Consider the following 12,599-nt stretch of genomic DNA (forward strand, 5'->3'; position numbering starts at 1 on the left):
ACCGGTGTGCCGCTGTGACACACCGCGCGAGAGGGTGCCCAGGACTGTCATCGGAGTCCGGGCCGAAGCGATGAGGCGGGAGTGAACAAAGGCCGAAGTTCGGGCAGGTCGCCCCGCCTGCCTCACACGCCCCCGAACAGCGCGCTCAGGCCACGCTCCACGACCGCCTCGACGTCCTCCTCCCCGGGGGAGACGACTTCGTAGGTGCGCTGCAGAAAGCGGAACAGCGCCTGGGTGTCGAACTGGAGCAGCGCCAGCCCGTGCGGCGAGTGGAACTCAACGGCCGTACGGCCCCGGCCGCAGGGCCAGATGTGCACGTCCCCGCGCCCGGCCGGGGCACCGATACCCTGATCCAGCAGGGAGCGGGCGAAGGTCCAGGTGACCTCCTCCCCGCCCAGGGTGACCTCGGCAGGGAAGTCGACGAACACGGCCAACGGATCGCCGGACGTGTAGCGGAGCGTGGCGGGGACCGGGACCTCCTGGTCCTCGGCGGTGATCAGCCGCGCGCGTGCGGGTTGCTCGAAGGTGATGTCCATGCCTGTAGGACTCCGTTCGGCCGCTTCGCATGACGCGAAATCCGGACAGAGTTGCCACGGTTGGCCGAGACCACCACACTGCGAACACGAGCACGTCGAACAGTCGCCCGAGCGCGACACGAATAGCTCGAAAAGTAAGCCAAGTCGCGTAGTCCGCCTACGACTTGCCACACCCGGCCGCGTACGTCTTTCATAGCGGTCGACCAGCCCGTGAAGACTCTGGCATATGCCAGAAGCACCACCGTATCGTGTGTTGCCAAATCCCTTACAGGGCGTCGCGGGCTGTGCAACAGTCGTAACCGGTCCCACCGTCCGCCTTGGCCGTACAGTCCCCATCGGAGTGCGTCATGCCGTCCCATGTCTCCGCGGACCGCCCCGCGGCCCAGCCGCCCGGACGCGGCTCGGTCGAGGCGTTGATATCGCAGACGCGACGGCTCAAGGGCGACGTGGACGCCGTACGACGGGACACCCGGAGCGACGGTTCGGACCCTCAGGAACGGTGGCAGCGGGCGCTGTACGACCTGGCGCTGCATCAACTCAACGACCTCGACGAGCACTTGGCCCAGCTTCGGGACGGACCGGCGCCGCTGTCGGCCGCGGCCGACGACGGTGGGTCCCCGGCGGAGCTCCGCCCGGAGCCGGCCGGCGTCCCGCACGGCTCGCTGCTCAGCCGGGTCGGCAGCGCGGAGTGGAACCTCCTGACGGACGAGGCGGGTTGGTCCGGTGAGCTGTACCAGATCCTCGGCCGCGACCCGGCCACTCCCGCGCTCACGCTCGACGAACTGCCTTCCCTGGTACTGGACGAGGACCGGCCCGGGCTGACCGCGATGGTCACCGACTGCCTGGTCGACGCCAGACCGATCGACGGCGAGTTCCGCGTCGTACGGCCCGACGGGCGGGTACGGACCGTGCACATGATGGGCGAGCCCGTGCTCGGCGGCGACGGCAGCACCGCGTCGATGTGGGCCGTGCTGCGGGACGTCAGCGAACTGCGGCGCAGCCAGCGCACGGTGCGCGAGAGCCGTGACTCGCTGCAGCTCCACCGCCGGCAGACCCGGGCCGAGCAACGGCTCGCCGTCGAGCTGCAGGAGGCCGTGCTCCCGTCGGGGCGGGGTGCGCTACGGCTCCCGCACCGGGGCCCGGGCACGCTCGAGCTCGCCGCCCGCCATCTCCCGTCCGGGAACGACACCCTGCTCGGCGGCGGCTGGTACGACGCGCTGGAGCTGTCCGACGGTGACACGCTGCTGAGCGTCGGCGATCTCACCGGGCACGGTGTCGGCGTCACCTCGGGCATGACGATGCTGCTGGGCGCCGTACGCGGGATGGCGATGGCCGGTGCCCAGCCGGGGCATCTCATGTCCCTGCTCAACCAGTTACTCGACGCCACCGTGCAACCCGCGCTGGGCAGCGCCGTCTGCTGCCGCTACCGGCCCGCCACCCGCACCCTGACCTGGGCACAGGCAGGACACCCCGCCCCGCTGCTGTACCGCGACGGGACGGGGTGCGTGCTGAGCGCGCCGGACGGTGTACTGCTCGGCGCCACCTCGGGAGCCGGCTACGGGCAGGTCGAAGTGACCCTGGAACCTGGCGACCTGCTCCTGCTGCACACCGACGGACTGGTGCCCGGGCGGTGGGGGTACCCCCGCTCGGGCGAAACCGAGAGTGGGGAAGGAGCGGACTCCCTGGACTGCCTCCTCGGCCTGGCCCCGCGGTTCGGGACGGCAGGCACCGCTCAGGACTGCGTACGGGCGGTGGTCGAGGAGTTCGGCGAGAACGGGCGCGAGGACGCGGCCTGCGTGCTCATCGCCAGGGTGAGTGCCCAGGTGAGTGAATAAGGGCAGCCGGAATCGCCGGACGGCCGGCACGACCGGAACGTTTGCCGGGCGGTTCAGCGCTTGTCGAGCGCACGGGCCCCCTATGCCTGTGCGCTGTTGCTGCCGCCCCTGCTCTTGGGCTTGGGCAGGGCGAGCTGGATCTCCTCCCGCAGTTCCTGGATCCTCGGATAGCTGGAGTATTCGGCGGTGAGCCGGTACATCTCGCGCAGCCGGTCCCAGGTGCGGTGGGACGAGTTCGACCCCATTGACATCAGGGCCAACCGAGCGTATCGGTCCGCCTGTTCGGGGTCGTCCGCGATGAAGCAGGCGGACGCCATGGACAGGAAGTCGAAGATCTTCGACCGCTGCCGGCCGTCGACCCGCAGCGCCAGGGCCTTCTCCGCGTAGTGCTGGGCGTGCGTGGCCGCGCTCGGGTCGTGCTCGGCCAGGGTGCGGTAGGCCAGGGCCTGCATGCCGTACAGATCCTCTTCCTTGAACATCTGCATCCAGCTCGGCGGCGGCACGTCGCCCCGGTCGGAGACGAAGAGGTCCTCCGCCTGGCCGAGGGTGCGGCGCATCGCCTGGCCCCTGCCCATCGACGCCTGTGCCCAGGCCTCGATGGTGTGCAGCATCGCCCTGGTGCGCGGCAGCACCTCGTCGCCCGAACCGGACTTGGCGAGCTTCATCAGATCGAGCGCGTCGTCGGGCCGGCCGAGGTGCACCATCTGGCGAGCCGCCCGTGAGAGCGCCTCCCCGGCACGCGGCCGGTCACCGCCCTCACGGGCCGCGTGGGCGGCGATGACGAAGTACTTCTGGGCCGTGGGCTCCAGGCCGACGTCGTGCGACATCCAGCCCGCGAGGACGGCGAGGTTGGCGGCGACGCCCCACAGGCGCCGCTGGAGGTGGTCGGGGTGGCGGTAGGCGAGCATGCCGCCCACTTCGTTGAGCTGTCCCACCACGGCCTTGCGCTGCAGCCCACCGCCGCGGGCCGCGTCCCAGGCGCGGAACACCTCGACGGAGCGCTCCAGTTCCTCGATCTCCTCGGACCCGATGGGGGCGGCCTCATAGCGGTCGAACCCAGCGGGGTCGGCGTGCAGAGGGTCGTCGAGGACGGGGGCGTCGGCCTTGAGCGTGGGGTCGGTGTGCAGCCAGTCGTACATGGCGCTGCTGAGTACGGATCCCGCGGTGAGCGCGGCACCCGCGCCCACCAAGCCGCGTCGGTTGAGCATGAGGTCCATTCCCGTGAATTCGGTGAGGACCGCGGCGGTTCGTTCGGGCGCCCACGGCATGCCGTCGGGATGTTCCACGTTCCCGTCGTCCGGCCGTTTTCCCGTACGCCCGTGCCGTACCAGACCGAGGTCCTCGATGGTCACGACACGGCCGAGACGCTCGGTGAACAGGGCCGCCAGCACCCGCGGCACCGGATCGCGCGGGATCTCTCCCGTGTCGATCCAACGCCGCACCCGAGAGGTGTCGGTCGACAGCTGGGGGTGGCCCATGGCCGCCGCCTGCCGGTTGACCAGCCTCGCGAGTTCGCCTTTGGACCAGCCGGCCAGGCCGAACAGGTCCGAGAGGCGGGTGTTGGGTTGTCCGCTCACGTCAAGCCCCCAGGTTCTCGGCTGAGTTGACAGTAGACCCGTGACGGTTGCCGGGCGACTATTCGCCACGGTTCGCCAGGGTGCGCCAGATGGTGTGCCACTGGGCGACGGGTGTCAGGTAGGAACGCGCCACCCCGACCCGGTCGCCACCGAACGGGCACACTCCCCAGGGTGTGCCCGGGCGGCCGGGACGGGTTGGCCACGAGAGCCTCTCCACAGGACTTCTCAGGCAGGCACCGCAGGTACACGAAGGGATCTGTATCGCCCATGTACGCAGCATCGTCCTCCGTGTCCGCCCCGCCCCGGCCGCTGCGCCCCCGTCCGGCGGGCAGCGGACCCTATCTCGACCCCGCCCGTACGGGGGCCGCCGTTCCGGTCGTGGGCCGGCAGCGGCGCGGCGCGGGTCTCGGCACCCAGCCCCTCAGCGGGAGACTCGACCTGTCCGGCCCCCAGGGCGCGCAGTTGCGCACCGCCATCGCGTCGGTGCACCGGATCTGCCCGGAGTTCGCTCCGGTGCAGGTGCTGCGCCGCACCGGGCGGTCCGTGATCCTCGTCGGGACGACGGGGCGCAGCACGGCCGTGGCGAAGTGTCTACTGGACCACTCCCCCGCCTGGGCGGAGCGGACCCGCCACGAAATAGCCGCATACCGCTCGTTCGTCCGGCACCGGCCGCCGATCCGGGTGCCGAGGCTGATCGCGGCGGATCCGGACAACTGCACACTGGTGATCGAGCGGATGCCCGGCCGGGTGGCGGCGATGCAGCGCCATCCGGTGGAGGCCCCGCCCCGGGCGGACATCCGGGCCGCCCTGGGCGCGATCTGCCGGCTGAACGCATGGCGGCCACCGGCGGGCACCTTCGACGCCCCGGTCGACTACGCGGCCCGGATCTCCCGCTACCACGAGCTGGGTCTGCTCACCGACCGGGACATGGGTGACCTGCAGAAGCTGCTGCACGGCATCGCGGTCGCGGCGGGACGCCAGGGGATGGGCCAGTTCTGTCACGGCGACGCCCTGCTCTCGAACATCCTGTTGTCACCGGCCGGTCCAGTGCTGGTGGACTGGGAGCACGCGGGCTGGTATCTGCCGGGGTACGACCTGGCGACGCTCTGGTCGGTCCTCGGCGACGCCCCGGTGGCGCGCCGTCAGATCAGCCAGATCGCGCAGTCGGCGGGGCCCGCGTCACGTGACGCCTTCCTGGTGAACCTGATGCTGGTCCTCACCCGGGAGATCCGGACGTACGAGACCGCCGTGCAGCGTTCGATGCACGACGCGACCCCGGCGGCACCGGGTACGGCCCACCCGGGCGCCGCGCCGACCGGCGAGGAACAGCGGCTGCTGCTCCGGCGGCTGCACGACGACTGCCAGCTGGCCCGCCGGGCCGTACGTGCGGCGGTCGGCACTCGCTGACGGGGACAGAGAATCCGCGGTGCGCTCCGGGCATGAGCGCCCCGCGGATTTCTTGTGTGGCCACGCGGGCCCGACGCCTACGGCGCGAAACTCCCACGATCATCGTATGACATAGGAAATCACCCTCCTCTGGGCATGATTGACGGATCGTCGGCAAGCCGGTACCACTGAGCCACGCTCAGCCCCGCACGCCCCGCCGCGCTCAAAACGCCCCAGGAGGCCGCATTGCGAGGACCCGTCACCGAGCCAGCATTCGCCCACCGCGGCAGACGTACGCGCAGGACGGCCGGTGCCGTCGCCTCCGCGGCCCTGTTGCTGCCGTTGCTGGGCGCGGCTCCGCCCCCGAACGCCACCGAGTCCGCCGCCGGGCTGCTCCAGCGCGCGTTCGCGTCCGCCGCCACCGAGTACCACGTGCCGCAGAGCGTTCTGCTGGCCGTCTCCTATCTCCAGTCCCGCTGGGACACGCACGGCGGCGCGCCGAGCGTCTCCGGCGGCTACGGCCCGATGCACCTGACCGACGCGCGCACCGCGCTGGCCACCGCGACCGAGCACTTCGCCGACGGCACCGAGGACGCCCGCGGCGACGGCGCCCGCCCCGCCCTGCACCCCCGTGTCGAGGTGCCGGCGGAGTCCGCGCTCCCGGCCCGTCTCAGGACGCTTCCGAAGGCCGCCGAGCTGACCGGCATCACGGCCGCGGAGCTGCGCACCGACGCGACGGCCAACGTCGCCGGCGGCGCCGCCCTGCTCGCGGCAGCGCAGAAGAGCCTGGGCGAGCCCCTCAGCGCCGATCCGGCCAACTGGTACGGCGCGATCGCCCGCTTCTCCGGCGCCGACGACGCGGCGACCGCGGCGGCGTACGCGAACGACGTGTTCGACGTCCTCCACACGGGCGAGGAGCGCACCACCGACGAGGGACAGTTGGTCGCGCTCGCCGCCCAGCCGGGCCTGAAGGCCGACACCGCGCAGCTGAAGCTCACCGGGCTGCACACGGTGGCGGCAAACGACACCGAATGCCCGACAACGGTGTCGTGCGAGTGGATCCCGGCACCGTACTCACAGTTCGGAACCAACGACTACGGCAACCACGACCTCGGCGACCGGCCGGCCTCCCAGAGCATCAAGTACATCGTCATCCATGACACGGAGGGCTCCTGGGACACGACGATCAAGCTGGTCCAGGACCCGACCTATGTGTCCTGGAACTACACCATCCGCTCGACCGACGGCCTGATCGCCCAGCATGTCAAGGCGAAGGACGTGGCCTGGCATGCCGGCAACTGGTACATCAACTCCAAGTCGATCGGCATCGAGCACGAGGGCTTCCTCGCCTCGCCGGACGCCTGGTACACGGAGGCGATGTACCGGTCCTCGGCCCGGCTGGTGAAGTACCTCTCCGAGCAGTACGGCATCCCGCTGGACCGGCAGCACATCCTCGGCCACGACACCGTGCCCGGCCCGACCACCTCCACGATCCCCGGGATGCACACCGATCCGGGCCCGTACTGGGACTGGCGGCACTACTTCGAGCTGCTGGACCACCCCCTCAAGCGCACGGCCGGCAAGAAGGGCGGCCTGGTCACGATCCTGCCGGACTACGCCACGAACCAGCCGGCGTACACCGGCTGTGTCACGAAGGGGCAGCCGTGTGCCGCGCACGGTTCCGACGAGGTACGGCTGTACTCCGACCACGACGAGAGCTCGGCCCTGATCAAGGACATCGGCCTCGGTACGGCCCCGACGACCGACGTGAACGATCTCTCCTCGCGGGCCTCCACCGGTCAGCAGTACGCGGTGGCGGACACCTGGGGCGACTGGACGGCGATCTGGTACCTGGGGCAGAAGGCCTGGTTCAAGAACCCGGCGACGGCACCGACGGCGGTGAGCGCGGCCGGGCTGGTGATCACGCCCAAGGCGGGCCTGACCGGCATTTTGGTGTACGGCCGCGCCTATCCCGAGGCGGCCGCCTACCCCTCCGGAGTACCGGCGCAGTCGATCTCCCCGCTGCCGTACACGATCCCCGCGGGCCAGCAGTACGTGGTCGGTGACGAGGTGCCGGGCGAGTACTTCTACGCGGTCACCTTCGACACCGGCTCGCACCGGGTCGTGGTCGGCAAGGACATGTACTACGAGATCCAGTACGGCCACCGGGTCGAGTTCGTCCGCGCGGCGGACGTGGATGTGGTGCCGTCCTCGAAGGCCGGACGGCACCACCGGAGGTAGCCCTTCTCAGCCCTGCTGGAAAAGCTCCGCCGGGAGCGGCTTCAGCAGGGCGTACAGGTCGTCGGTGATGGGGCGGTCCCAGGCGGCGATGGTCACGAGGACGCCGTCGCTGCGGTCGAACTGGACGCAGGAGATCCGGCTCTCGGAGAGCTTGAGCCGGCGCACGATCAGCAGGTTGTCGCCCTGCAGGACCGGCATGTCCTCGGTGCCCACGACGGTGACGTCCTCGTCGTTCTCCAGCGCGAGGAGGAGCTGGCCGACCTCGAACGGGATCTCGCCCTCCTCCACCTCGCGGGCCGGGGAGCCCTCGGGGAGATTACCGATGATCATCGCGGGGCCGCGGCCGCCGAAGAGGTCGTAGCGCAGGAAAACGCCCTGGCAGGTGCCGTCGGGGGCGGGCAACAGCCCGGCGCCGAGGTTGCCGGGCCAGTCACCCGGGTCCATGGCCAGTACGTCGAATTCGGGGCCGGCGGGAGTGGCACTGCGGCGACGGAGGAACGACATGCGGTCCATGGTACGGGGCCGGGGTGGTGGGGCGGGGATCAGTGCCGGTGTGGGTGAGCGCCGGGTGTGGGTGGGCCCGCCCGCTTCCACCGCCATCCCCCTTCTCCACCAGCGCTCCCTTTTCTACCGGCGCCCCCCTCTTCTCCACCGCCGCTCTCTTCTCCACGCCCCCTCTTCTCCACGCCCCCCTCTTCTCCACCGCCGCTCTCTTCCGCACCAGCGCCCCCCTTCTCCACCGGCGCTCCCTTCCCCACCGCCGTCCCCTTTTCCTCCGCCGCAACGGTGCTCGGCCACGACGGTGGAGTTCGGCGGTGCCGTGCCGGGCGGATGTCGCCGTGGTGGGTGACGGTTGTTCGAGAGGTGCGGGCCGTGGGGGCTGGTCGCGCGGTTCTCCGCGCCTCTGGGGTGTCGGTGCCGGCGCCCGCTACAACGACGCCCTTTCCATCTCCGCCAGTTCGGCGCGAGCCTGGGCCGCCAGGCCGTCCGCCGCGCACTTCTCGGCCGTTTCGAGGCCCCTGCGGAGGTGGGCGGTGTCGTGGAGTTCCGTGCCCAGGGCCACCAGCGCGCATGCCAGTTCGTAGGCCGCGGGGGAACGGTCCAGGTGGGCCACGGCCTCCTCCAGGTACGACACGCGTGCCGAACCCGTCGAGACCTCGGCCGCCGCGCGCAGCGCCTGGCCGATGGTCGACGGGGCTCCGAACTGGCGGGCGCGGGTCACCGCTTCCAGGGCCGTCGTCAGGGCGCGTTCCGGTGCGTCGTGGGCTTCGGCCCGGGCCAGGTGGAGCTGCCAGGGGCACCACGCGGGGTTGCGGATGCCGCGTGGTTCGAGGCGGCGGCCGGCCGCGGAGAGCTCGGCCGCCGCGGCCTTGGTGAGCCCACGGGAGAGGAGCAGTTCACCGTAGACCGTCTGGGCGTCCGGGAAGACGACTGCCGCCGGGAAGGGCTCCCGGAAGGAGTGGTCCTCGGCCAGCCTGGTGGCCTCCTCGGTGCGGCCGCGGGCGATGAGGGTCTGGATGAGGGTGCCGAGGGCGTACCAGTGGGCGGGGGTGCCGGGTCCGACGCGTTCGGCAAGGCGCAGTCCGGAGCGGACCAGGTCCTCCGCCTCGGCGAGCCGGCCGCGCCGGTAGCGGACGTAGCCGAGGAGCGTGTAGGCGAAGGAGAGGTGCCCACCGCGCCAGCCCTGGCGTTCGTAGTCGGCGATCCCGGCGGCGAAGAGTTCCTCGGTGCGGTCGGGCCGGTCGGCGTACATGAACGCAAGGGAGACCAGGACGGGCACCTCGAAGCCGCGGTCGGCCTCGGCCCAGCCGAGCCCGCCGGCGAGGGCGCGTTCGGCGTGGTGGAGGGCGACGTCGGCGGGTTCGCCGCGCTGGATCGCGTCCCAGGTGCGCAGGCCGATGATGTACCGCTCGGTGAGGTCGCGGCCGTGCAGGCGGTCGGCGAGCCTGGCCAGCCGGCGGGAGCGGGAGGGGTGGTCGGGTTCGTCGGCGCGGAACGCGTCCCACATGAACTGCTCCGAGAGCATCCGCAGCCGGACCCGGGCGTCGCCGGTCACCCGGATCTCGTGGGCGAGGGTCTCGGAAGCCTCGGCGAGGCGGTCGCTGTGGGCCAGGACCTGGGAGAGCCGGTAGACGATGTGGTGGCGCAGGGCGGGCTCGGCGATGGGCTCCTGGAGGGCCGCGCGGAGATGGTTGACGGTGGTGGCGGGTTCGGTGAGCAGGGAGGCGCTGCCGAGTTCGTGGAGGACGGCGGCGCGTTCCCTGGCGGGCGGGGGTTCGCGCAGGGCGCGGGCGAGGTAGCTGCGGGCGGTGTCGGGGGCGCCGGCCCGGAGGGTCTCGCCGGCCGCGGCGCGCAGCTGCTGTACGACCCAGGCGTCGCCCTCGGGGTGGGTCTCCAGGAGGTGGCGGGCGGCGGCCGTGGCGCCCTGCCCGTCGTCGATCACGCACCAGGCGGCCTGGCCGTGCAGGGCGACGCGGGTGGCGGGCGGGATGGCCCGGTAGACGGCGGTGGCGATCAGGGGGTGGACGAACTCCAGGGTCTCGGCCCCGGTGAGGATGCGGGCGCCGCGCAGGGCGTCAGCGGCGTCGGCGGCCTCCTCGTGGCCGAGACCGGCGACGGCGGCGGCGAGCGCGGGATGGATCTCGGTGCCGAGGACGGCGCAGGCCCAGGCGAACCGTACGGCGGAGGGGCCGAGGCGTTCGAGCCGGGCGATCAGTCCGCTGCCCTTGACGGCGGCGGCGAGGTCGCGCAGCAGGGGTGCGCCGGCCTCGGTGGGGTCCAGGCCCCGGTCGTGGACCTTGGCGGTCAGTTCGACGATCTCGAAGGGGTTGCCGGAGGTGACGGCCCAGGACTCGTGGCAGAAGGCGTCGTCGGCGTGTTCGCCGAGGCTCTCGCGTACCAGGCCGGCGACGGCGTCGGCGCTGAGCGGTTCGAGGTCGTGCGGGCGGCCGCCGGCCCGGCCGGGCAGTCCGCGCAACGACTCGGCGTGGTCCGGGAGTTCGTCGGGACGGTACGCGACGACGATGAGCAGCGGGAGTTGCTCGGCGCGGGGTGCGAACGCGGCGAGCCAGCCGAGGGATTCGGGGTCGGCCCAGTGGGCGTCGTCGAGGGCGAGGACCATCGGGGCGCGGCGCACGGCGAGGTGGGTGAGTACCCAGTCGAGGCCGTCGCGCAGGCCCTGCTGGTCGGGCGGGGCGCCCTCGGTGGGGGCGCACAGGCCGAGGGCGGGGCCGACGATGTCGTACCAACTGCCCAGTGAGGCGCGGAGTTCGGCCTCGGGTGCGCCGGCGAGGCGGGGTTGCAGGAGCTGGCGGGCAACGTGGAAGGCGACGCGCTGTTCCTGGTCGCCGCCGCGTGCGGAGAGCACCGTGCAGCCCAGGGCGGCGGCCCGGCGTCGGACCTCGGCGAGCAGGGTGGTCTTGCCGATTCCGGCGCGGCCGGCGAAGGCGAGCAGCGCGCCCAGCGGCCGGTCGGCCGGTGCCGTCCCGTCCGCGCTCAGGCCGGTGAGTTCCTCCAACGCCTCGTCGACGGCGGTGAGTTCACTCTCGCGTTCGTACAGTGTCCGTCGGTTCCGCAGGACCCGCTGTCCCATGACCACCCCCTGCCACGGTGATGCGCGAGCGCGGGGGGCGGGCGCGCACCGTGGCTTGCAGGCAGCTCAGCGTACGCCCCACGCGGGTGATCCGCTCCCTACTGTCGGTTACTGGCCCAAGGGCCTTGACATCACTCCTCGGACGGTGTCGGCGGGACCACCGCGATCGGGGCGGCCGCGTGCAGCAGTACGGCGTGGGTGACGGAGCCCAGCATGCGGGCGGGGGCGAGCAGGCTCCGGCGGTGTCGGCCGACGACGACCAGCTCGGCGCCTTTGGAGGCGGCGACCAGCAGACCGGCCGCGTCGCCGGGCAGCGCGAGGGCGTCGGCTCGCACGTTCGGGTGATCCTTCAGATGCGGGGCCAGGAAGCCCTCGGCGAGGGTGCGGGTCTCCTGCTCGACCTCGTCCTGGTCGATGACCGGCGGGACCGTCTCCCCGGCCGCGACCCAGGACTGCAGCGGCCAGGGGTAGGCCGCGATCGCCTGGAGCCGGGCACCGCGCGACGCGGCCTGCGCGAAGGCGAAGGTGAGGGTCGCCTCGTCGGGGCTGTCCACGTCCAGCCCGACGACGACCCGCGGCCCGGGCCCGGCGGGAAACCCGTCGTCGACCTGGCGGCCGGGCCGGGGTACGACGACCACCGGGCAGCGGGCGTCGCGGGCGGCGGTCATCCCGTTGGACCCGAGCAGGAGGCTGGCGAAGCCGCCGCGGCCCCTGGAGCCGAGCACCAGCAGCTGGGCGTCGGAGCCCAGTTCGGGCAGGAGCGCGGCCGGAGCGCCCTCCAGGGCGACGTACTCGACGGTCAGTCCGCCGGCGCCGGCGTGCAGCCGGTCGCGGACCTCGTCGAGCACGGGGTCGCCCGCGGGGGTGTCTTCACTGGCGACCAGGACGTCCGGCTGTCCCCAGGCGGCGTACTGGCGTACATGCACCACGCGCAGCGGCGCGGCCCTGCGCCGGGCCGCGTCGGCGGCCCAGTCCAGGGCGCGCAGGCTGTCGTCCGAACCGTCCACCGCGGCGATGACCGGCGCAGTGCTCATCGTTGCTCACCTCCGGAATACGACCTTCCCTGTCCGGGGCCAGCCTGTCTCAGGCGGCGGCCCCGGAAGGGCGCTGCTGGTCACGTGTCCGGAAATCCTTGTGGAACACCCCCCGGTTCACCACTCTGCCGCGGAACCGGGGAAACACTCAGGTCAGATCGAACTCGCCCTCCCGGGCCCCCGACACGAAGGCACCCCATTCGGCGGGGGTGAAGATCAGGGAAGGGCTCTCCGCGCGGCCGCTGTTGCGCATCGCGATGAATCCCTCGACAAAGGCGATCTGGACATCCCCCAGGCCACGGCTGCTGGACTGCCACTCGGCCCCGCTGAGGTCCAGCTCCGGCTTGTCCCAGCCCAGTACCGGCTGCTGCTGGATGGTGCTCTCGGCCACGTCCGTG

9 protein-coding genes are annotated in these 12,599 nt (G+C 72.1%); 3 read left to right on the top strand and 6 right to left on the bottom strand.

What is annotated here, in order from left to right; translation table 11 throughout:
• Positions 1–122: 122 nt before the first annotated feature.
• Positions 123–536: an SsgA family sporulation/cell division regulator gene (locus tag EDD90_RS02830; protein ID WP_123971576.1), complete on the bottom strand. Its 414-nt coding sequence runs from the start codon at positions 534–536 to the stop codon at positions 123–125.
• A 347-nt stretch (positions 537–883) separates the two neighbouring features.
• Here EDD90_RS02830 and EDD90_RS02835 point away from each other — a divergent pair, with 347 nt between their 5' ends.
• Complete coding sequence (locus EDD90_RS02835; RefSeq protein ID WP_123971577.1) at positions 884–2,371, top strand: PP2C family protein-serine/threonine phosphatase; 1,488 nt, start codon at positions 884–886, stop codon at positions 2,369–2,371.
• 80 nt (positions 2,372–2,451) lie between these two features.
• Here the strand turns inward: EDD90_RS02835 and EDD90_RS02840 are convergent, their stop codons facing one another.
• On the bottom strand, positions 2,452–3,948 hold the full coding sequence (locus EDD90_RS02840) for a hypothetical protein (protein ID WP_123971578.1): 1,497 nt from the start codon (positions 3,946–3,948) through the stop codon (positions 2,452–2,454).
• Between the two features lie 267 nt (positions 3,949–4,215).
• Between EDD90_RS02840 and EDD90_RS02845 the strand changes: the two genes are divergently transcribed.
• On the top strand, positions 4,216–5,355 hold the full coding sequence (locus tag EDD90_RS02845; protein WP_123971579.1) for an aminoglycoside phosphotransferase family protein: 1,140 nt from the start codon (positions 4,216–4,218) through the stop codon (positions 5,353–5,355).
• Positions 5,356–5,580: 225 nt separating this feature from the next.
• A complete protein-coding gene (locus EDD90_RS02850; RefSeq protein WP_123971580.1) occupies positions 5,581–7,575 on the top strand; it encodes an N-acetylmuramoyl-L-alanine amidase in 1,995 nt (664 codons plus the stop codon).
• Between the two features lie 6 nt (positions 7,576–7,581).
• Here the strand turns inward: EDD90_RS02850 and EDD90_RS02855 are convergent, their stop codons facing one another.
• The 4 genes from EDD90_RS02855 to EDD90_RS02870 form a co-directional block, all read right to left on the bottom strand.
• Positions 7,582–8,079, bottom strand: coding sequence for a hypothetical protein (locus tag EDD90_RS02855; RefSeq protein WP_093507815.1), 498 nt, complete (start codon positions 8,077–8,079; stop codon positions 7,582–7,584).
• Positions 8,080–8,503: 424 nt separating this feature from the next.
• The gene (locus EDD90_RS02860) at positions 8,504–11,167 is read right to left on the bottom strand and encodes an AAA family ATPase (protein WP_123971581.1); all 2,664 of its coding nucleotides are present in this window, start codon (positions 11,165–11,167) and stop codon (positions 8,504–8,506) included.
• A 131-nt stretch (positions 11,168–11,298) separates the two neighbouring features.
• Entirely contained in the window at positions 11,299–12,201 is a 903-nt protein-coding gene (locus EDD90_RS02865) for a universal stress protein (RefSeq protein ID WP_123971582.1), read from the bottom strand.
• Positions 12,202–12,349: 148 nt separating this feature from the next.
• The gene (locus tag EDD90_RS02870; RefSeq protein ID WP_123971583.1) at positions 12,350–12,592 is read right to left on the bottom strand and encodes a DUF397 domain-containing protein; all 243 of its coding nucleotides are present in this window, start codon (positions 12,590–12,592) and stop codon (positions 12,350–12,352) included.
• Positions 12,593–12,599: the final 7 nt, after the last annotated feature.

Origin of the sequence: Streptomyces sp. Ag109_O5-1, from assembly GCF_003814875.1 — a bacterium.
Lineage (GTDB): Bacteria > Actinomycetota > Actinomycetes > Streptomycetales > Streptomycetaceae > Streptomyces > Streptomyces sasae.